Origin of the sequence: Crossiella sp. CA198, from assembly GCF_052078295.1 — a bacterium.
GTDB lineage: Bacteria > Actinomycetota > Actinomycetes > Mycobacteriales > Pseudonocardiaceae > Crossiella.
In genome coordinates, this window is sequence record NZ_JBQJIM010000009.1 from 66688 (window position 1) to 87912 (window position 21225).

Annotated in this window: 14 protein-coding genes; 7 read left to right on the plus strand and 7 right to left on the minus strand. The window is 71.6% G+C overall.

The window, feature by feature from the left end; translation table 11 throughout:
- The first annotated feature begins 24 nt into the window (after positions 1 to 24).
- Positions 25 to 1740, plus strand: coding sequence for a GAF domain-containing protein (locus ACTOWY_RS16685; RefSeq protein ID WP_441310531.1), 1716 nt, complete (start codon positions 25 to 27; stop codon positions 1738 to 1740).
- Here ACTOWY_RS16685 and ACTOWY_RS16690 read toward each other — a convergent pair.
- The 3 genes from ACTOWY_RS16690 to ACTOWY_RS16700 all read right to left on the minus strand — a co-directional run bounded on the left by ACTOWY_RS16690 (position 1737) and on the right by ACTOWY_RS16700 (position 4041).
- Entirely contained in the window at positions 1737 to 2516 is a 780-nt protein-coding gene (locus ACTOWY_RS16690; RefSeq protein ID WP_441310532.1) for an SCO4402 family protein, read from the minus strand. The genes ACTOWY_RS16685 and ACTOWY_RS16690 overlap by 4 nt on opposite strands.
- A 14-nt stretch (positions 2517 to 2530) precedes the next feature.
- On the minus strand, positions 2531 to 3298 hold the full coding sequence (locus ACTOWY_RS16695) for an SCO4402 family protein (RefSeq protein WP_441310533.1): 768 nt from the start codon (positions 3296 to 3298) through the stop codon (positions 2531 to 2533).
- Positions 3299 to 3402: 104 nt separating this feature from the next.
- Entirely contained in the window at positions 3403 to 4041 is a 639-nt protein-coding gene (locus ACTOWY_RS16700) for a response regulator (RefSeq protein ID WP_441310534.1), read from the minus strand.
- 168 nt (positions 4042 to 4209) lie between these two features.
- On the opposite strand from ACTOWY_RS16700, the gene ACTOWY_RS16705 reads away from it, so the two are divergent.
- On the plus strand, positions 4210 to 6288 hold the full coding sequence (locus ACTOWY_RS16705) for a BTAD domain-containing putative transcriptional regulator (RefSeq protein WP_441310535.1): 2079 nt from the start codon (positions 4210 to 4212) through the stop codon (positions 6286 to 6288).
- A gap of 134 nt (positions 6289 to 6422) precedes the next feature.
- Entirely contained in the window at positions 6423 to 7022 is a 600-nt protein-coding gene (locus tag ACTOWY_RS16710) for an MmpS family transport accessory protein (protein ID WP_441310536.1), read from the plus strand.
- Between the two features lie 56 nt (positions 7023 to 7078).
- On the opposite strand, the gene ACTOWY_RS16715 is transcribed toward ACTOWY_RS16710, so the two are convergent.
- Together ACTOWY_RS16715 and ACTOWY_RS16720 are read right to left on the minus strand one after the other, a co-directional pair.
- Entirely contained in the window at positions 7079 to 7816 is a 738-nt protein-coding gene (locus ACTOWY_RS16715; protein ID WP_441310537.1) for a MerR family transcriptional regulator, read from the minus strand.
- A gap of 77 nt (positions 7817 to 7893) precedes the next feature.
- Entirely contained in the window at positions 7894 to 8697 is an 804-nt protein-coding gene (locus ACTOWY_RS16720) for an SAM-dependent methyltransferase (RefSeq protein WP_441310538.1), read from the minus strand.
- A gap of 192 nt (positions 8698 to 8889) precedes the next feature.
- Between ACTOWY_RS16720 and ACTOWY_RS16725 the strand changes: the two genes are divergently transcribed.
- The 3 genes from ACTOWY_RS16725 (at position 8890) to ACTOWY_RS16735 (ending at position 12558) form a co-directional block, all read left to right on the plus strand.
- Positions 8890 to 10686 (plus strand): PKD domain-containing protein, encoded by a 1797-nt coding sequence (locus tag ACTOWY_RS16725; RefSeq protein WP_441310539.1) that lies wholly within the window; start codon positions 8890 to 8892, stop codon positions 10684 to 10686.
- 153 nt (positions 10687 to 10839) lie between these two features.
- The gene (gene lnt / locus ACTOWY_RS16730) at positions 10840 to 12390 is read left to right on the plus strand and encodes an apolipoprotein N-acyltransferase (protein WP_441310540.1); all 1551 of its coding nucleotides are present in this window, start codon (positions 10840 to 10842) and stop codon (positions 12388 to 12390) included.
- A gap of 45 nt (positions 12391 to 12435) precedes the next feature.
- Complete coding sequence (locus ACTOWY_RS16735; RefSeq protein WP_441310541.1) at positions 12436 to 12558, plus strand: hypothetical protein; 123 nt, start codon at positions 12436 to 12438, stop codon at positions 12556 to 12558.
- Here the strand turns inward: ACTOWY_RS16735 and ACTOWY_RS16740 are convergent.
- A complete protein-coding gene (locus ACTOWY_RS16740; RefSeq protein WP_441310542.1) occupies positions 12537 to 16268 on the minus strand; it encodes an nSTAND1 domain-containing NTPase in 3732 nt (1243 codons plus the stop codon). The two genes, ACTOWY_RS16735 and ACTOWY_RS16740, sit on opposite strands and share 22 nt — an antisense overlap.
- Positions 16269 to 16575: 307 nt before the next feature.
- Positions 16576 to 17400, minus strand: a complete 825-nt coding sequence (locus ACTOWY_RS16745; protein WP_441310543.1) for an SDR family oxidoreductase — start codon at positions 17398 to 17400, stop codon at positions 16576 to 16578.
- Positions 17401 to 17588: 188 nt separating this feature from the next.
- On the opposite strand from ACTOWY_RS16745, the gene ACTOWY_RS16750 reads away from it, so the two are divergent.
- Positions 17589 to 21182 carry an AAA family ATPase gene (locus ACTOWY_RS16750; protein ID WP_441310544.1) on the plus strand — a complete coding sequence of 1198 codons (3594 nt, stop codon included), beginning with the start codon at positions 17589 to 17591 and terminating at the stop codon, positions 21180 to 21182.
- Positions 21183 to 21225: the final 43 nt, after the last annotated feature.

A 21225-nucleotide genomic window follows, 5' to 3' on the forward strand; every position in this document is an offset into this window, starting at 1 on the left:
CCACACCGCCACGGAGCCCCCAAGATGCGTCCGCAGCACGGCAATCCGCGGCCGGCCGGCAGCACGCCGGTGACCGCGGGCCTACGGCTCGACGAGCTACTCAGCGAGGTGCAGGACCGGCTCACCGAGATCGTCAAAACCCGGGATCGATTACAGGGCCTCCTAGACGCCGTGATGGCGGTGGGTTCGGGACTGGAACTGGACTCCACGCTGCGCCGCATCGTGCTGGCCGCCACCGAGCTGGTCGACGCCCAGTACGGCGCCCTCGGCGTGCTCGGCACCACCGACGAACTCAGCCAGTTCATCTACATCGGCATCGACGAGGACACCCGCGCCGCCATGGGCCACCTCCCCGAAGGCAAGGGACTACTCGGCTCGCTCAGCGAGGACCCGCACGTGCTGCGCCTGGCCGACCTGACCACCCACCCCTCCTGCGTGGGTTTTCCGCTCAACCACCCGCCGATGCGCCGGTTCCTTGGCGCGCCGATCCGGGTCCGCGACGAGGTCTTCGGCAACCTGTACCTGACCGAGAAACGCGACGGCGCCGAGTTCACCGCCGAGGACGAGGTGGTGCTGCAGGCCCTGGCCGCGGCGGCCGGAGTGGCGGTGGACAACGCCCGGCTGTTCGAGCAGGCGCGCAGGCGGCAACGCTGGCTGGAGGCCACCAGCGAGATCACCACCGCGCTGCTGTCCGGCTGTTCGGCCCAGGACGCGCTGCGCCTGATCGCCCAGCGCACCCTGGAACTCTCCGCCGCCGACCTGGCCCTGATCCTGCTCACCTCCGACGAGCCCGCCGAGGGTTACGTGGTCGCCGCCGCGATGGGCACCGGCGCCGCGGACATCCTGGACCGGTCCGTCTCCAGCCCGATCGCCCGGTACACCGCCACCACCCCGGTGCTCATCCCCGACCTGTCCGCGGCCACCGATCCGGTGCTGGAAGGCATCGCCCGCACCCACGACCTCACCTCGTCCCTCGCCGTCCCACTGGGCGCCGAGGGCGGGGCCACCGGCCTCCTGCTGGCCGCCCGCCACCGCGACCGCGCCGCCTTTTTGCCCGACCAGGTCCCGGTCCTGGCCTCCTTCGCCAACCAGGCCTCCCTGGCCCTGGAGCTGGCGGAAAAACACCGCACCCAACGCCAGCTGGACATCTTCGCCGACCGCGACCGCATCGCCAGAGACCTGCACGACCACGTCATCCAGCGCCTGTACTCCACCGGCCTGACCCTGCAGGGCACCATGCACCTGGCAGGCGACGACCTGGCCCGCGCCCGCCTGCAGGAAGCCGTCGAACAACTCGACCAGACCGTCCGCGAGATCCGCACCTCCATCTTCGACCTGCACACCCCACCCACCGCCACCCCCACCAGCCTGCGCCGCCGCCTGCTCGACACCGTCGCCGAGGTCACCGGCCAAACCCGCCTCGCCGCCGCGGTCCGCCTCTCCGGCGCCATCGACACCCTGGTCCCGCCGGACCTGGCGCCCGAGGTGGACGCGGTGCTGCGCGAGGCGCTGAGCAACACCGTCCGGCACGCGGACGCCACCGAGGTGCTGGTGCGGGTGGAGGCGGGACCGGAGCTGGTCGTGGAGGTCACCGACAACGGGGTGGGCATCCCGGCCGACGCGGTGCACAGCGGGCTGGCGAACCTGCGGGAACGAGCCGAATGCCGGGGTGGCACAGTCGAACTGACCCACACCGAACCCCAGGGCACTCGGCTGCACTGGACGGTGCCGCTGGGCTAATCGGTCAGCTGGTCGGTCAGCATGGTGTGCGCAACGCGGGCCGCGAGGGCGATCCTCGGCCAGTGCCGATGGCTGAGCAGCCCGACATCGGACCACCCGGGTCCGAGTTCGTCGGTGCAGGCACGCAGCGGCCCGAGCAGGTCGGTGAGCGCTGCTGCCTCAACCTGATCACGCAACAGCCCGCCGGTGACGGGCCGGAGATCGTCCGAGTTCTCGAACAACTCGCTGATCAGCCGCTTGACCCGGTACGTCAGCTGTGGCCCCGGTCGCACGGTCCTGGGCGTGGCATCGGCGAGCACCTGGAGAATCTCGATGAGTTCGCCGCGCCGTTGTGGTCGGCGCACCCCGCCTTGCCGGGCGCACACCGTGTTCCAGTACGCGGCGACCTCCTCGGCCTCCTCGCGGGACTCCCACTGACGCAACGGTCCGTCCCCGTTCCGGGGAGGGTTGCGCAGCCACGGCCGGACGAGTTCACGGTGGACCGCGCCGTTGTAGACACCCTGGGCCCGGAAGCCGGTCAGGTGCACGCGGGCCACCACCATCCTGGCGAGGCGGCCCTGCCCGCGCCCCCGATGCCGCCCGATGACCATGACGAGGTCCCCGCCATCACCCCACTGCGGCGGCAGCACCCACACCTTCGCCCCCGGCACAAAATGCCTGAGCCCCTGCCGAATCTCCTGTCCGCCAGGGCCATGCGCGGTCTCGGCAGCCACGTTGGCCACCACACACCACGCCAGCAGTCCGGCATCCACGCCCTCGGCGGCGACCTCGTTCATCAGCCCATTCTGCGTCAGTCGGCCGACTGGGTGGTCAGCACCGGGTAGGCGAGCCGGGCCGCGGCGGTGACGCTCGGCCAGTCGCGGTGACCCAGATAGTCAGCATCGGAGCGGTCAAGGCCGAGTTCGTCGGCAATGGCCCGCAACGGTCCGAGCAGACCAGTGATCGCGTCCACCTCAGCCTGATCCCGCAACAACCCACCGACCGCGGCCGGGACATCGGCCGGATTCCCGAACAACTCCTCAACCAGGCGCCTGACCACGAACCTCAGCTCCCACCACGGTGCCACGGTCCCGGAGGCAATAGCCAGCACATCGAGCAGATCGCCGCGCCGTCGAGGCTGGCTCACTCCTGCTCGCCGGGCGTGCGCCGTGTTCCACCAGGCGGCCACCTCCTCGGCCTCCGCCCGGGACTCCCACTGGTGCAGTGGCCCGTCCCAATGCGCGTAGGGGGTGGGCTGCCACGGCCGGACGAGTTCGCGATGCACGGCGCCGCGGTAAACACCCTGGACCCGGAAGTTGACCAGGTGCACCCGCGCCACCACGATCCGGACGAGCCGCCCCGGTCCGCGACCGCGGTGCCGTCCGATGACCAGGACGCACTCCCCGCCATCACCCCATTGTTGCGGCAGCACCCACACTTTGGCCCCCGGCGCGAAATGCTTGAGCCCCTGCTGAACCTCCTGCCCGCCAGGGCCGTGCGTGGTCTCCGCCGCCACGTTGGCCACCACGCACCACAGCAGCGGTCCGGCCTCCACGCCCAGGGAAACGACCTCGCCCATCACACCGTCCTGCCCGCGTCGTGTTCGGCCAACGCGACCAGTGAATGGCAGCGATCCGTGCCTACTCAAGCAGATTGTGTGTTATCGCATGGCCGCCAGCCGCTCTACTCCGTCCGGCGCAGCTTGGTCGCGTACACCGCCACCTGCGTCCGCCGCTCCATCCCCAGCTTCGCCAGCAAATGCGACACGTAGTTCTTCACCGTCTTCTCCGCCAGGAACATCCGATCCCCGATCTGCCGATTCGTCAGCCCCTCGCCAATCAACTCCAGCACCGTGCGTTCCTGATGTGTCAACGCCTTCAACGGATCGTCCTGCTCCCGCTCCCGCCGCACCCTGGCCAGCAACGCCGAGGTGGTCCGCGCGTCCAGCAACGAGCCGCCTGCCCCCACCGTGCGAATAGCCCCCACCAGGTCATGCCCCAGCACCTGTTTGAGCACAAAACCCGCCGCCCCGGCCAGCACCGCGTCCATCAACGCCTCGTCATCGCCGAAAGAGGTCAGCATCAGCACCCGCAACTCCGGCGTGCCCGACCGCAACTCCCGGCACAACTCGATCCCATTGCCATCCGGCAGCCGCACATCCAGCACCGCAACCGCAGGCCCCACCGCGGGCACCCTGGCCAGCGCCTCGGCACAGGAGGACGCCTCGCCGACCACCTCGATATCGGGATGCGCGGCCAGCAGGTGCATCACCCCGCGGCGCACGATCTCGTGGTCGTCAACCAGGAACACCCGGGTCACCATGCCGCCAGCCTTACCGCAGTCGCGCGAGCCGGGCAATGCTCCAACGGCCCAACTCGGCGATAACGCCGCTATGTCACTAACGCCGCCCTGTTGCCTGGCTAACGCGCCCCCCTCCCACCGCGGTTAGCCGGTCACGAACACCCGTGGATTCCTGCTAAGAACCAACAAATGGGGACGATCACGGACTTACGACTGCTCGGCGAACTGGAGGTGCACTCGACCGCTGGACCGGTCAACGTCAGCGCCGGGAAGCTCCAGGTGCTGCTGGCCGCCTTGCTGCTGCGCGCCAATCAGACCGTGCCGACCGATCGGTTGGTTGCGGTGTTGTGGGAGCGGCCGACGGTCGGGGCGCGGGCGACCCTGCACGTCTACATCGGACGGTTGCGGCGGGTGCTCGGGGACGGGGCGGAGGGGGTGCTGCGGACCCGGCCGGACGGGTACTCGCTGGTGATCGAGCCGGAACTGCTTGACCTGTGCCGGTTTCGGCGGCTGGTCGAACAGGCCGCGGGCGCGGGGGAGGTGCGGCGGGAGAACGAGTTGTTGCGGCGGGCACTGGAGTTGTGGCGCGGGCCCGCGCTGGCGGGGGTGCCTTCGGTGGCGTTGCGGCACACCCTGGCCGCGGGACTGGAGGAAGAGCGGCTGCGGGCCCTGGAACGGCGGATCGAGACGGATCTGGAGTTGGGGCGGCACGGGGATCTGGTCGCCGAGTTGTTCGGGCTGACCAGGGATCAGCCGTTGCGGGAGGCGTTCCACCAGCAGCTGATGCTCGCGTTGTACCGCTCCGGCAGGCAGACCGAGGCGCTGGCCGCCTACCGGGTCGCGCGTGACCTGCTGGTCCGCGAACTCGGGCTGGAGCCGGGGGCCGGGCTGAGCACGCTGCACCAGGCCATCCTGCGCGGGGACCCGCTGCTCGCCCGGCCGATGGTGGTCGCGGTGCCGGTGCCGCGGGAGTTGCCGCGGGACAACGCCGCGCTGTGCGGGCGGGCCGCCGAACTCGCCGAGCTGACCGCGGCTCTCCCGACCGATCGGTCGGCTGGCATGCCGGTGGTGGCGATCACCGGGCCGCCGGGCTGTGGCAAGACCGCCCTGGCCGTGCGGTGGGCGCACCGGGTCGGGCACCGGTTCCCGGACGGGCACCTGTTCCTGGACCTGCACGGCTACAGCCAGGACCCGCCGCTGAGCGCCGCCGCGGCGCTGGCCCGGCTGCTGCGGGCGTTCGGGATTCCGCTGGACGGGCTGCCCGAGGACGTGGCGGAGCTGGCCGCGCGGTACCGGTCGGTGCTGCACGACCGGCGGGTGTTGCTGGTGCTGGACAACGCCCGCGACGCCGAGCACATCCGGCCGCTGCTGCCCGGCGCGGCCGGCTGTCTGGTGGTGGTGACCAGCCGGGACCGGATGCGTGGGCTGCCGGTGGCCGACGCGGCGGCGGTGTTGCCACTCGGACCGCTCGCCGCCGAGGCTGGGCGCGATCTGCTGGGCGAGGTGCTCGGGGCGGCGCGGCTGGCGGAAGAACCGCAGGCGGTGGCCGATCTGGTGGACCTGTGTGGTCAGCTGCCGCTGGCCCTGCGGATCGCCGCGGCCGACCTGGCGGGGCGGCCGGGCGTCACGATCGCCGCGCAGGTGGCCGCGTTGCGCGGCGGGGACCGGCTCGGTGGGCTCGCGCTGGACGGTGATCCGCGGTCCTCGGTACGCGCCGCCTTCGACCTGTCCTACACCCGGCTCGCACCCCCGGCGCGCCGCCTGTTCCGGCTGACCGCGATCGCGCCCGTGCGCGACCTGACCACCACCACCGCGGCCGCCATCGCCGGTCTGCCGATCGCGGAAACCCAACGGCTGCTGGACATCCTGGTCGCCGCGCACCTGGTCCAGCCGGACCGCCCGCACCGCTTCGGCCTGCCCGATCTGCTGCGCGAGTACGCCGCCGGACGCGCGCTGGCCGAGGACACCGCCGCACAGCGCAAGGCCGCCGCGCACCGATTGCTCGACTGCCAGCTGCACAGCGCCCGGACCGCGGCCCGGCTGCTGTTCCCGGACCGCCCGCACGCCCCCGTGCCGGACCCGCTGCCGGGGGTCAGCCCGGTGCCGCTGACCGGGGCGGCACCGGCCAAGCGGTGGCTGGCCGCCGAATGTGGCAATCTGGTCACGGCGATCGCCGAGGCGGACGGGCACGGGCTGCCCGAGTACGCCGGACTGCTGGCCGGGGCCCTGCGCGACTGCGATGTCAAGGCGGCTAACGCGGCGCGTTAGCGATATGTCAGCCAAACGACGCCACGCGGCTGGAAAAACGACCGGGCCGCCTCTAAGGTCTGCCCGGTACAAATCCACGGCGAGCATTTTTCCTTCGCCGGATCCCTGGATTTTCTTGCGAGAGGAAACCGCACGTGTCCCAGCAGCACCCCTACCCGCCGGTCCAGCCGATGCAGGTCGCGCCGCAGCCGAGCAACGGCATTGGCACCACCGGTTTCATCCTCGGCCTGGTAGGGCTGATCATCTCCCTGATCCCGCTTTTCGGCGTGATCGCGTGGCCGCTGGTCATTCTCGGCATCATCTTTTCCGCCATCGGACTGGTGCGGATCAAGAACGGCAAGGCCGACAACAAGGGCCTGACGATCGCCGGTCTGGTCGCCGCGGTGGTCGGCCTCGGGATCTGCATCACCTGGACGGTCGTCGCGGCCATGGCGGTGAACAACGTGCGCGCTGAGCTGGACCGGGTGGCCAAGGTGGAGTACGAGGTCACCGGCACCGCCACCGACGTCGAGGTCACCTACGGCGAGGTGCTCAAGCCGCAGGAGGAGAAGGTGGCCAAGCTGCCCTGGACCAAGCAGACCGAGAACAAGGGTGTGCTCAAGGGCGGTTCGCTGGTCGTCACCATCGGGGCCAAGGGCGGCTCGGCGACCTGCAAAATCACCGTGGACGGCAAGGTCGTCTCGACCAAGACCAGCGACGGCGCCTTCAAGGTGCTCTCCTGCACCGGCGTCTGACCCACGCACGCGGTGAGATGGGGGCGGCTTTCCGCCCCCATTTTCGCCTGCGCCGGTCAGTCCGCGGACGCGGCGGCCCGGCGTTGTCCGGCCCGCTGGGCCAGCACGTCCAGCATCCGCTGCCAGGCCGGTGACTGCTCGGCGATCAGGGTGAACGCCAGCTGCAGCGGCCCGTCCTGGCTGGTGTCCCGGTCCCGCGCGATCTCGAAGGCGTCCATCTCCTCGATGAGCTGGTCCACCCGCGGATCGTGCGGATCCCAGTCCAGCGCCGCGGTGGCGGTGAGGTAGAGCCGGACCGTGTCCGGGTCCTCGAAACTGGCCGTCTTCTGCCGGATCCACTCGGGCAGGGATTCCGGGGCCAGCGCCCGGAACAGCACCCAGGTGTCGCGTTCCAGCCGCACCGCCCGCTCGCTGACCCCCAGCGCCCGCGCCCGGTCCAGGTTGGCCACCATGTCCGGCGGCAGGTACAGCCCCTCGCCGCTGGTCAGCGCCGCGATCCGGCGGCGGTCCCGCGCCAGCTGGTCGATCTTGCGCCGCAACTCCGTGTCCAGGTCGGCGATGGCCGCGGCGAACTCGGGCGGCTGGGCGTGCATCAGCGCGTCGATCCGGGCCAGCGGCACCCCGGCGTCGGCCAGGGTCTTGATCCGGATCAGGTCCACCGCAGCCTGCGCGCTGTAGCGCCGGTAGCCGGAGCGGTCCCGTTCGGGTTCGGGCAGCAGGCCGATGTGGTGGTAGTGGCGCACGGTGCGCACGGTGACGCCCGCGGCCGTCGCGAGCTGGCTGATCGTGAGCACCGGTGTCCCCTCGGTAGGGCTAGGACTTGCCTAAGTCTGTAACCCTGACGCAGCGTCAAGGTCAAGCCTCGCACCGCTCAGGGTTTGCGCGCGACCCCCGCGCACAGCCAGTCCCCGTCCGCCGGCGGCGCGGCGTTGAGGTACGCCTCCGGCCGCCACTCCCAGGTCCGCACCAGGCCCGGCTCGACCAGCTCGAAGTCGCCGAAGAGCTTGCCGATGGCCGCGGCGTCGCGCACGTGCACCGAATCCCGGGTGCCGCGCATCCGCTCGGTGATCTCGCCGGTTGCCGCGCCGACCAGGTGGTCGGTGAGGTGGGTGAGCGCGAAGTAGCTGCCGGGGGGCACGGCCTCGCGGTAGCGGGCGGCCACCCCGAACGGGTCCTTTTCCGGGGAGAAGTAGTGGAACAGGGTCAGCGCGAGCACGCCGACCGGCTGGCTGAAGTCGAGCAGCCGCCGGGTCGCGGGCGCGTTGAGCACCGCGTCCACATCGGCCGCGTCCGCGTGTACGACCTCGGCGTTGTCGTTGTGCCGCAACAACAACTGGGTGTGCGCGACCGCGACGTCCTCGTAGTCGACATAGACCACCCGGCTGCCGGGCGCGGCGGACTGGGCGATCTCGTGCACGTTGCCGCGGGTCGGGATGCCCGAGCCCAGGTCCAGGAACTGCCGGACGCCCTGGCCGACCAGGAAACCGACCGCTCGGTAGAGAAAGGCGCGGTTGAGCTGGGCCAGGTCCCTGGCGCCGGGGTGCGCGGCGATGGCGCGTTCGGCGAACTCCCGGTCCACCGCGAAGTTGTGCCCGCCGCCGAGCAGGTAGTCATAGATCCGGGCCGCGCTGGGCCGCCCGAGATCCAGTCCACTCGGAATCCAGTCCTCCGCCATCGTCCACGAACCCCCGATCGTGATGATCACCGGCGGCCGAGGTTACCGAAGCCCGCGAACCCGGCGTCAACTACCCAGGTTGACCGGCAATAAATCCGTACCGCTACGGATAGGTCCTCGGATTGTTCCCGCTACCCCGTGCTGACCATGCTCACTGCATCCGTTTCCCCTGCGAGACAAACGGAGCACGGCATGCGAAGAACACTCGGAACACTGATCGTCAGCACCGCGCTGACCTTGGCCGCCGGTCAGGCCGCGCAGGCCGAGGCCACCGGCGTGGTGCTCAACGCGGGCGCGGCGGAGGCCATCCCCGGCCAGTACATCGTGGGCCTGCACGGGGCCGGTTCGCTGGACGCCTCCGCCGCCACCGCGGTGAGCGCCGAATCCGCCGCGCTGACCCAGGTCTACGGCGGCACGATTGGTTACACATACTCAGCCGCGTTGCGTGGTTTCTCGGTGGCGATGTCGCCGCGGCAGGCGCAGCGGCTGGCCGCGGATCCGAAGGTGGACTTCGTGCAGCAGTCGCTGTGGGTCCGCGCGGCCGCGATCAAGGCGCCCGCCGGTGAGCAGCCGAACGCGCCCTGGGGCCTGGACCAGGTCGACGGCGCCAACGACGGGACCTACAAGTACCCCAACACCGGCACCGGCGTCACCGTGTACAACACCGACACCGAGCTGAACCTGGACCACGTCTCCTTCGAGGGCCGGGCCAAGTCCGGCTACGACTTCATCGACAACGACGCCAACGTCAACGACTGCAAGGGCCAGTTCGACCAGGGCCACGGCACGCACACCGGCGGCACCTCCAGCAGCGAGGCCTACGGGGTGGCCAAGGACGTCACCATCATCGGGGTGAAGGTGCTGGGCTGCGACGGCAACGGCCCGGACGCCGCCTCGATCAAGGGCATCGACTGGGTCACCCAGAACGCGCGCAAGCCCGCGGTGGCCAACGCGAGCTGGACCTCCGGCGGCGCGGGCGCGGACCCCGAGGGCATCAACCGGGCGATGAAGAACTCCATCGCGGCCGGCATCACCTGGGTGGTGGCGGCGGGCAACGAGAACCAGGACGCCTGCAACGTCAGCCCGGCCAAGCTGCCCGAGGCGATCACCGTGGCGGCCACCCAGGACGAGCAGAACACCGAGGCGGGCTACTCCAACCACGGGTCCTGCGTGGACATCTACGCGCCCGGCTCCAACATCAACTCGGCCAGCAACTCCAACAACACCGGCAGCAAGGGCATGCAGGGCACCTCGATGGCCGCCCCGCACGTCACCGGCGGCGCGGCGCTGTACCTGGCCGCCAACACCGGCGCCAGCCCGCAGCAGGTGCGGGACGCGATCGTGAACAACGCCCAGTCCGGCGTGGTGCGCAACATCGGCCCCGGTTCGCCGAACAAGTTCCTCGACGTCAGCAAGTTCGGCGGCGGCACCCAGCCCGGCAAGCCGACCGCCGAGTTCACCGGTGACTGCGCCAACTCGCTGACCTGCTCCTTCGACGGTTCCGCGTCCAAGCCCGGCACCGGCGGCAGCTCGATCACCGGCTACAAGTGGGAGTTCGGCGACAACGCCACCGGCGAGGGCGCCAAGCCCGCGCACACCTACACCAAGGACGGCGAGTACCGGGTCACCCTGACCGTCACCGACGACAAGGGCGCCACCTCCGCCCCGGTCACCAAGTCGGTGCGCGCGGGCAAGCCTCCGGCCGGTCAGCCGCCGACCGCCTCCTTCACCGTGTCCTGCCAGCGCGACAAGTGCTCGTTCAACGGCAGCGGCAGCTCCGACCCGGACAACGACATCGACGCCTACGCCTGGGACTTCGGCGACGGCCAGACCGGCACCGGCCCGACCACCAGCCACAGCTACCCGAACAAGCAGGCCAATTACGCGGTCAAGCTGACCGTGACCGACAAGACCGGCAACAGCAACTCCACCAGCAAGCAGGTCCAGTGCTGGAGCTTCGGCTCCGGGCAGGCGTTCTGCTTCAGCTGACCCACGACTCCTCCGGGCAGGGGGAACGGCGGCCCGTGCGCTCCGGCGTACGGGCCGTCGGGCTGCCCCGGTGTGCCCGGCCCGGCTCCGGCGTGCTGTGATCGTGTCCGGCATGGAATGGAGGTGGCCGGTGTGGTTGCCGGGTTGCGGCGAGTGACAGCGCGGACAACACCGCCCTCCGGCACGCCCGCACCCCGGCGGGACTGGCTGCTGCGGGTACCGGCCGCGATCGGCGCGGGTGTGCTGCTCTACTTCAGCTTCCCGCCACACCAGTTCTGGTGGCTGGCCCCGATCGCGGTGGCCATCTTCGGCCTGGTCCTGCACGAGCGCTCCAAGCGTGCCGCCGCCGGCTACAGCCTGCTGTTCGCCCTGTCCTTCTTCCTGCTGCACCTGTTGTGGCTACAGGACTTCCTCGGCCGCGACCTGGGTCCGTGGCCCTGGCTCGGCCTGTCCCTGGTGATGGCGCTCTACCTCACCGCGGCCGGTGCGCTGATGCCGCTGGTCGCCCGGCTGCCCGGCGCGCCGGTGTGGCTGGCGCTGCTGTTCGTGCTCTCCGAGGCGGTCCGCGGCCGGTTCCCCTATGGCGGCTTCCCGTGGGGCAAGCTGGCCTTCGGGCAGGTCGAGGGGCCGCTGCTGGGGCTGGCCGCGCTCGGCGGGGTGCCGCTGGTGTCCTTCGCCGTGGCGCTGCTCGGTTTTGGCCTGTCCGCGCTGGTGCTGCTGGCCCGCACGACTGTGCTGGCGCGCTGCTGGGTTGGTCTGGCCATCCCAGTGGTGCTGCCGGTGGTCGCCGCGCTGGCCGCCTGGCCGCTGGTCGGGGTGGACGCCCAGACCGGCACCCGCACCATCGCCGTGGTGCAGGGCAATGCCCCCGATGTCGGCATCCGGCTGCTCGGCGAACTGCCCACCATCCGCCGCAACCACCTCCAGACCAGCCGCGAACTGGCCGCCGCCATCCGCGCGGGCACCTCGCCCAAACCCGACCTGGTCGTCTGGCCCGAGTCCACCACCGGCTTCAACGGCCCCGACCCTGCCATCGACGCCGCCGTCGCCGAACTCGGCGTGCCCACCCTGATCGGCGGCCTGTACCGGGTGCCCGGCGGCCAGGAGAACGCCTACGTCACCTGGGATCCGGTCACCGGCCAGGGCCCCCGCTACGCCAAACAGCAGCTGGTCCCGTTCTCCGAGTTCATGCCGCTGCGCGAGGTCGCCCGGCTGTTCTCCCCCTTCGCCGACAGCGCCGACCTGGTCGCGGGCACCCGCCCCGGCGTGCTCACCGCCGCCGGCGCCCCGCTCGGCGTGGCCATCTGCTACGAGGTCGCCTACGACTACGTGCTGCGCGAGGACGTGGACAACGGCGCCCAGCTGCTCATCGTGCCCACCAACAACGCCTGGTTCGGCCGTGGCGACATGACCTACCAGCAGCTGGCCATGGCCCGGCTGCGCGCGGTGGAACACGGCCGCGCGGTGGTGGTGGCGGCCACCAGCGGCGTCAGCGCCACCATCCGCCCGGACGGCACCGTGACGCAGTCGCTGACCATGTACACCCCGGGCACCCTCACCGAGACCCTGCCGCTGCGCACCTCCACCACCATCGCCGACCGGCTCGGGAAGTGGACCGAGATCGGCATGATCGTGCTGGCCCTGCTGGCGGTGGCGGCCGGGATCCGGCGCGGGGTAAGGGAACGGCGCGCGGCCCAGGACTGATCCTGACCGGGTCCGGCCACCCGCGCGGCACGCACTACGCCACTGATGTTCGCCGACCTCGACGTGCGCTTCATCGCCTTGGGCGACACCGACTTCGCGCCGGGGCTGAGTCCGGCCCGCCGTCACCAGGCCGGATCGGCTGAAGGTCAGGCCGGGCAGGGCGGCTGATAGTCCAGTCCCGGCAGGTATTTCTCCCACTGCTGCTCGGTGATCCGCGGATAGGCCATCGCGCAGATCCGCGCCGCCGCGCGCTCGGTGTCGATGTCCCAGATCCGCAGCGTGCGGTCGGCGCTCACACTGGCCACCCGCCTCCCGTCCGGGCTGAACTGGGCCTGATAGACGGTGTTGCCGTGGCCGCTGAGGGTGGCGAACTCGGTCGGTTTGGCCGGATCGGCGATGTTGTGCAGCCGGATGACCCCCTCGTTGCCCGCCACCGCCAGGGTGTTCCCGTCCGGGCTGAAGGCCACCGACTGCACGGTCGAGCCGCTGTCGCCGATCTCGGCCAGCACCGCGGCGCGGGCCGGTTCGCTGATATCCCAGATCTGCAACCGGTGATCGTTGCCGAAGGTCACCAGGTTCCTGCTGTTCGGGCTGAACACCGCCCCGGTGGCGCCGCCGGGATGATCACGCAGCGAGGCGACCTCCCTGGGCGCGGTGCGGTCGGTGAGGTCCCACAGGCGGACCGTGCCGTCCAGTCCGGCCGAGGCCAGCAGCTTGCCATCCGGGCTGAAGCTGATGTCCAGCACGTCCCCGTTGTGCTCGACCAGCATGATCGGCTTGCCGGGCTTGGCCGGATCCCGCAGGTCCCACAGGCCGATCCGGTTGTCCCAGCTGGCGGTGGCGACCAGGGTGCCGTCGGGGTGCACGGCCACCGTGTCCACCGCGTTCTCGTGCCCGGACAGGGTGGAGAGCAGCTTCGGGCGTGCCGGATCGGCCAGGTCCCAGACCCGGACCAGGCGGTCCAGGCTCGCGGTGAACAGGTGCCTGCCGTCCTTGCTGATCACCACGCTGTCCACCGGGCCGCCGTGCTCGGGCAGTCGAGCCACCGGCTCCACCAGGTTGTCGTCGGTGACCTGCCAGATACTGGGCACCCGGTCCGAGCCGCTGGTCACCACCAGTTTGCCGTCCGGGCTGTAGGCCATCGCGCTGATCGAGTCGGCGTGCTGCGGCAGGCCCTGGCGGCGCAGATCGGCCAGCTTCACCGTGCGGTCGTCGCTGCTGGTGGCCAGGGTGATGCCGTCAGGGCTGAACGAGGCACGCCACACCGCGTCGGTGTGCCCGCGCACCACGGCCAGTTCCCGCGGCCGCCGCGGATCGGTGATGTCCCACAACCGGGTCGAGGCGTCGCCGCTGGTGCTGGCCAGCGCGGTGCCGCCGGGGGCGAAGGTGACCGCGTGCACCGCCTGGGTGTGACCGGCCATAGTGGACAGTTCCACCGGGCGGGCCGGATCCCGGATGTCCCACAGCTTGATCAGCCGGTCGGTGCCCGAGGTGGCCAGCAGCTTGCCGTCCGCGCTGAACACCGCGTCCTGCACCCCGTCGGCATGCTTGCCGGGGAAGGGAATCTCCCGCGGCCGCCGCGGATCGCTGACATCCCAGAGCTTGACCAGCCCGTCCCAGCCCGCGGTGGCCAGCAGCGGGCGGACCGGGCTGAACCCGACCGCGTGGATCAGATCGGTGTGCGCCTCGGTCACGCTGAGCAGCTGGGGCCGTTCCGGGTTGGCGATGTCCCACATCCGCAGGGTCTTGTCCACCGCGACGGTGACCAGCAACTTCCCGTCCGCGCTGAAGTCGACGTCCTCGACGTTGCCGCTGTGCCCGGTGAGCAGGCCGAGCGCCCGCGGCCGGCGCGGATCGGTGAGGTCCCACAGCCGGGCCGTGCGATCCAGCGCCGCGGTGGCCAGCAGCTTGCCGTCCTTGCTCCACGCGGCGTTGTGCAGCCCGGCGTGATGTCCGTCCATAGTGGACAGCAGCTTGGGCCGGTGCCGGTCGCGGACATCCCACAGCCGCACCACCCGGTCGTCGTCGGCGCCGCCGATCACCAGCAGCGGCTCGGTGGGGTGGAACAGGGTGGCCGAGGTGGCCCGGGAATGCGGGCCGATGATGGTGGTGAAGGCTTCCGCCGAGGTGCTGAGCACGCTGTCCGCGGACTCGCGCACCGGATCGGCGCGGTAGGCGGCCAGCCGGAGCTGCCAGGACAGCGCCGGGTTGGTCGCCCGCAACGCCTCGGCCTGCACCACCGCCTTCTGCACCAGCGCGCTGGTGCGCTGCGCCGCGGTGCGCTGCTCGGCCCACACCGCGAACCCGGTGGCGGTGCCGGTCAGCAGCAGCAACGTGGTCAGCAACGCGACGAGCTGACGCAACCGCCGATCCCGGTGCCGCCGGACCCGCTCCTCCTTGTGCTCGGCGGCGGTGCTGGCGGTCAGGAAGTCCTGCTCACCGCGGTTGAGCACCCGGTCCGGCCCGCGCCGGGCCCAGTCGGTGGCCAGCGCCAGCTGCGCGCCGCGGTAGAGCGCGCCCGGATCGCGGTCCAGCCGCACCCATTCCTCGGCGGCCTCGCCCAGCCGGCGTGCGGTGCGCAGGCCGTCCCGGTCCTCGGTCAGCCATTCCCGCAGTCTGGGCCAGCAGCGGATGATCGCCTCGTGTGCGAGGTCGGCGTGATCCTGGTTGAGGGTGAGCAACCTGGCCTGTGCCAGGCGTTCCAGCACCACGGTCAGCTCGGGTTCGCCGGTGTCCAGCTCGGTCCTGGCGACCCGGCGCTTGGTGTCCTCGGTGCCCTCGCCGAGTTCGATCAGCCGCAGGAACACCTGCCGGGCCAGGTCCTGCTGGGTGTCGGTGAAGCTGTCGTAGACGCTTTCCGCGGTCTGCCCGATCGCGCCCTCGATCCCGCCACTGGCCTCATAGCCTGCCAGGGTGAGGGTGTTGCCGCGGCGGCGGCGCCAGGTCTCCACCAGCGCGTGCGAGAGCAGCGGCAGCACTCCCGGCTGCCCGGCCGCCTCGCTGACCAGCCGGGTGACCAGCGCGGTCTCCACCGCGTTGCCCGCGTTGACCGCGGGCCGGGTGATCGCCTGCCGGAGCTGTTCCACCGTCATCGGCGCGGCCAGGATCTGCCCGTCCTGCAGGGCCTCGGCCAGTTCGGGGTAGCGGGCGCAGTGCGCGTAGAAGTCGGCGCGCAGCCCGATGACCACCTTGACCCGGCCGTCGGTGGTGGCCGCGGCCGAGGTCAGCGCGGTGACGAAGCGCTGCCGCTCGGCCGGGTCGTGGCAGCGGGTGAACAGCTCCTCGAACTGGTCCACCACCAGCACCAGCCCGGCCTCGGCCGGCCGGGACCCGTCGAGCAGGAACCCGACCTCGTCCATCGGGTGCGGTCCAGGAGTGAGCAGCACGCCGTGCTCCAGCCGCGGCAGCACCCCCGCGCGCAGCACCGAGGACTTACCCGAGCCGGAGGCGCCAACGACCACCACCAGCGCCCGCACCGCGAGCAGCTCCAGCACCTGGTTGACCAGGCTTTCCCGGCCGAAGAAGCGATCGGCGTCCCCAGGACCGTAGGCGGTGAGCCCGACGTAGGGCGCGTTCAGCTCCTCGGCGGCCAGCCCGGCGAGCGCGTCCTGGTCGATCTCCTTGGCCAGCTCCCGCCAGCGGGCCTCCCACTCGGCCTCCTCGCCGCCACAGGCGCGCACATAGGCCAGGGTCACCGCCAGACTGGGCAGTTTACGCCCGCGCGCTGCCTCGGAGAGCGTGCTCACCGAGTAGTGCACCAGCCGGGCGAGGTCCCGATAGGACGGATTCCCCGCCTTCTCCCGCAACCGCCGCAGTTCGAAGGCGAACCGCTGCAATTCTCCTGCGTCCGGATCCACTGGCAGCTCTGGCCGCGGCACCTACCGTCCTTCCTGTGACCCCTCAGCAATCGCCCATCCTAGGGGCCGATTGCCGCCACACCTGTCTGGTAGGTCAGGGGAGGATGGGATCACTGCCCCGGAGCCCACTCCGGCGGCGGCTCGGGCGAGCGGTCCGGCGTCCCGGCCGCGCAGGCCCGGCGCTGTTCCGGGCAGTCCGCACCAGCCAGGCGCGGGGATGTGCGGTGAGATCGGCCACCCGGACTGGATCAGGATTGTCGATGCCCGCCAGCGCTGTCCCGCGATCCAGCACACGCTGCCGCTCCACTGTGGACCGGCGGCGCCACCGTCAGCCCCGACGAGCCCGGCGCACCTTGCGATCGATCAGGTACCGGATCAGCGGCGGGCACACCGCGGCCAGGTAGGTCAGCAGCCCGGCCTGCCGATCCGGCACGATCGTGACCGACCGCCGCTCGATCCCGCGCACCATCGCCCTGGCCACCGCCTCGGCGGTCATCGGGCGCACCGTGCCGCTGATCGCGTGCGTCTCCGCGGGCTTGAACCGGTTCTCATCCGCCAGCTGCGGCGTGTCCACATCCGGCGGATAAACGCACCCCACGTGCACCCCGTGCGGCCGCAACTCGGTGCCCAGCGTCTCCAGCAGGCCACGCACCGCGAACTTGGCCGGGGCGTAAGCGGTGTACCCGAAAATCCCGATCATCCCCAGCATCGAGGACACCCCGACGATCGACCCCGAACCCCGCCGCACCATCTCCGGCGCCACCGCCCGGATCGGCCACAGCGTGCCGAAGTAGTCCACGTCCACGGTCTCCCGGAAAACCTGATCCGCCAGCTCGCCGAAGTGCCCCGGCCGGGCAATCCCGGCACAGGTGATCAAGACATCGCACGGCCCGAACTCGGCCCCCGCCAGCCTGATCGCCTCCTGCACCGCCACCTGATCGCGGACATCGACCGGCACCGCCAGTGCCCGCGCGCCCAGCTCCCGCAACTCCGCGACCGCCGCGTCCAACCGCTCCGGCGTCCGGGCCAGCAAGGACAACCGCGCGCCCCTGGCGGCCAGCAGCCGGGCGGTGGCCAGTCCGATCCCGCTGGACCCGCCGGTGATCACCACGTGCCTGCCCTCGAACGACCGCGCGCCTCCAGCCCTACCCACGACCACGTCCCCTCCAGGTCAGCGAAGGCCCAGCCATGGGACGACGCCAGGACAGCCCGGCCGAGTGAACTAGGTCCCCGCGCCGCTGACAACGTCCGAGAAGGCAGACCTGATCGTCCCGAGCGCCCCCGCATCGCCGCCGAGGGGGTCAAGTGCGCTTGTCGGCCCGCGCCGGAATACTGCGAAGCGTGTTCGTGCCAGAGCTACTCGGTCGCACCGAGGCCATCGCCACCCTGCGTGCCGCCGTGGGCCGAGGTGGCTTCGTGCTGGTCACCGGCGAGGCCGGGATCGGCAAGACCAGCCTGGTCACCGCCGTGTCCGCGCAGACCGACGCCCTGGTGCTCACCGGCGCCTGCTGGGGCGATGCCGGCGTGCCCGACCGCTGGCCCTGGGTGCAGATCACCCGGGCCCTGCGCGCCGCCGCCACCCCCGCCGAATGGTCCGCCGCGGCCCCCACCCTGGAAGCCCTGCTCGGCGAACGCGAACCAGCCGAATTCCCGCTGGCCGACGCCCTCACCGAACTCCTGACCACCCTGGCCGCCCGCCGCCCGGTGCTGCTGGTCCTGGAAGACCTGCACTGGGCCGACACGGCCTCGATCACCCTGCTCGAATTCGTGGTCCAGCACACCCGCCACAGCACCCTGGTCATCGTCGCCACCTACCGCGACGGCGAGGTCAACGACCCCGGGCATCCCCTGGCCGCCACCCTGCCCGCCCTGTCCGCCAAGGCAATCCAGCTCCCCCTCGGCGGCCTGGACGAAAAGGCGGTCGGCGAACTCATCCTCCGCACCACCGGCGTGACCCCCGACGCGGACCTGGTGACCCACATCCACCACCGCACCGCGGGAAACCCCTTCTTCGTGGAACAAACCGCCCGCCTCTGGCAGGGCGGCAGCCCCCTGGACACCCTGGACCCAGGCATCAGCGCCCTACTGCACCGCAGGCTTTCCCGCCTCCCGGACCAGGTCGTGGACCTGCTCGGCACCGTGGCGATCCTGGGCCACACCGCCCACCGGGACCTGCTGACCGCCCTGCACCCCACCGCCCCCGTACCCCGCCTGCTCGACCAGGCCCAGGCCGCCCGCCTGATCCGCCACGACGGCAACCACATCCGCTTCCAGCACGACCTGCTCCGCGACACAGTCCGAAATGGACTGTCCACTCCCGCCACCCGCCATGCCGCAGTGGTCAACGCCGCCACCAACCCAGCCCTGGCGGCGCTGCTGCTCCCCGCCGAACTGGCCCACCACGCCCACCACGGCGCCGCCGCCCTACCCACGGCGGAAGTCCTGCGCCACCAACTCGCCGCCGCCGAAGAAGCCACCGCCCGCTTCGCCTTCGACGAAGCCGCCCGCCACTACCGCAACGCCCTGTCCCACACCGGCCACGCACGGTCGCCCCAGCCCCTCGGCCAGCTCTCCCGGGCCCGCATCCAGCTGCATCTCGGCGAGTCCGCGCACCTCGCGGGCGACCGGGCCACCGCCCGTGCCGCCTTCACCGCCGCCATGGCCACCGCCCGCGACCTGAACGACCCCGAACTCCTGGCCCGCACCGCCCTGACCCTGTTCTGGCTGAGCCGCCAGGACCGCGCCGACCCCGAGCACCTGGTCTTCATCCGGGCTGTGCACAACCGGCTGGTCCCGGACGCCGCGGCCGATCACGAGCAAACCGGCAACGACCTCAGCCGCCACGCCGCCAACCTGGCCCGCCAGGTCGGCGATGACAGCTCGCTGCGCTTCGCGCTGCTGGCCCGCCTGGGCTCGCTCTGGGCCATGGACACCGTCCAGGCCCGCGCCGACCTGACCGTCGAACTCCTGGACCTGGCCCACCGCACCCAGGACGGCAACCTGACCTTCGAGGCCACCGCCTGGCGCGCCAGCACCCTGCTGGAACTGGGCGATCCCGCCCACCAGGACGCCCACCAGGCAGTCCAGGTCATGGCCGCCCGCACCAACCTCCCGGTCCACCGCCACGAAGCCGAAGTCAGCGGCGCCCTGCTGGCCACCCTGCGCGGCGAGTTCGCCGCCGCCCGCAGCCAGGCCGACCGGGCCAGGGACACCGGCGACCAGCCCTACTTCAACGCCCACGACCTCTGGACCCTGCAACGCACCGCCATCGCGCTGCGCCAGGGCCGCCCCGAGGAACTGCTCCGCATCCTGTCCCACCGCGACCCCCACTTCCTGCCGCTGCTGGACGCGGTGCTCGCCACCCACCACGGCGACCTGGACACCGCCACCCGCCTGCTGGCCGAGGAAGGCACCCCGTCCCGCTGGTTCAAGGCCCTCTGGCTCCGCCTACGCACACAAATCGCCATCCTGTCCGCCAACCCGGCCCAGATCGCCGCCATCCGCGCCGACCTGCTCCCCTACGCCGACCAGTGGGCACTCACCGGCACCGTGGTGGTCGAAGGCCCCGTCCGCGGCTGGCTGGCCGCCCTGGACGCTGCCGAGGGCAACTGGCCGGCCGCCATCACCGGCTACACCGCCGTGATCGAAGCCGCCACCCACCTGAACGCCCATCCCTGGGTCGCGGAGGCCCGCGCCAACCTCGCGCGGGTCCTGCTGGCCAGGGACGCCGAGGACGAGACGGGCCGGGCGCTGCTCGCGGTCGCGGAGGAGGAGGCCGCGCGGATGGAGATGGTGCTGCCAAGGCAGGCGGTGCTGCCCGGCCAGGCGGCACTTCCCGGGCAGGCAGCGCTTCCCAGCTGGGCAGCACTGCCCGGCCAGGCAGTGCTGCCCAGCCAAGCGGCACTTCCCAGCCGGGCGGTGCTTCCGGGGCAGGCAGTGCTTCCGGGCCAGGCGGTGCCGCCCGGACAGGCGGCGACGGCCACGCGGGCGATCACGGCCACGCGGGCGATCACGGCCACGCGGGCGATGACCGCCGACCGCGATCGGCCGCCCGCGGCGTCCGGCGCCGCTCAGGTGTCGCCGCCGCCCGCCGCCGAGAACGAGCCAACCACACCGGCAGCCCCGTCTCCGGGCAGCAGCCCAGCCACTCCCGCCACACCTCCGGGTGGTCACCCCGTCGCACCGCACGCAGGCGGCCCTGCACCGTCGGCTTCGCCAGTCGCGCCCCGCGCTGACCAGTCCCCGATGCCAGACCCAACCGGTGCCGGGCACACCGCTGCACCGGGCACCGGCAACCCCACCACCGACCACAACTCTCCCACTGCCCCTACCCTTGCCGCGCCGGGCGAACAGCCTGTCGGCACGCCGGCTGAGCCTTCCAACGTTGCCCCGCTGGGGGAGAACGTGTTCCGGCCCGAGGACGGGGTGTGGACGCTCAGCTTCGGTGGCCGAACCATCCACCTCGCCGATACCAAGGGGCTTCGGGATCTGCACTTCCTGCTGAGTGCACCGGATGGGGAGGCGTCCGCGGTGCGGTTGCTGGCGCCGGAGGGTGGCGAGGTGGTGGCCGCTGCTCGCGGTTTCGGCGGGGATGACGTGCTTGATGACGCGGCCAAGGCGGCCTATCGGCGGCGGCTGGTGGCGTTGGAGGAGGAGATCGAGGATGCCGTGGACGATCGGCGGGCCATGGCGCTGGATCGGGAACGACAGGCGTTGATCGACGAGCTGCGCGCGGCCACCGGTCTGCTGGGACGGTCCCGCCGCCTGGGCGATGAGGCGGAACGCGCACGCAAGGCCGTGACCAACCGCATCCGGGACACGCTGCGCCGCTTGGACACCCGGCATCCGGAGCTGGCCCGGCATCTCCGGGAGGCCGTGTTCACCGGCGCCACCTGCCGGTATCGGCCGGTGACGCCGGTGAAGTGGCGGCTGTGACTGTCCGCCCGTACTGGTGCCGAACGCCCGGACTGCGCCCGGC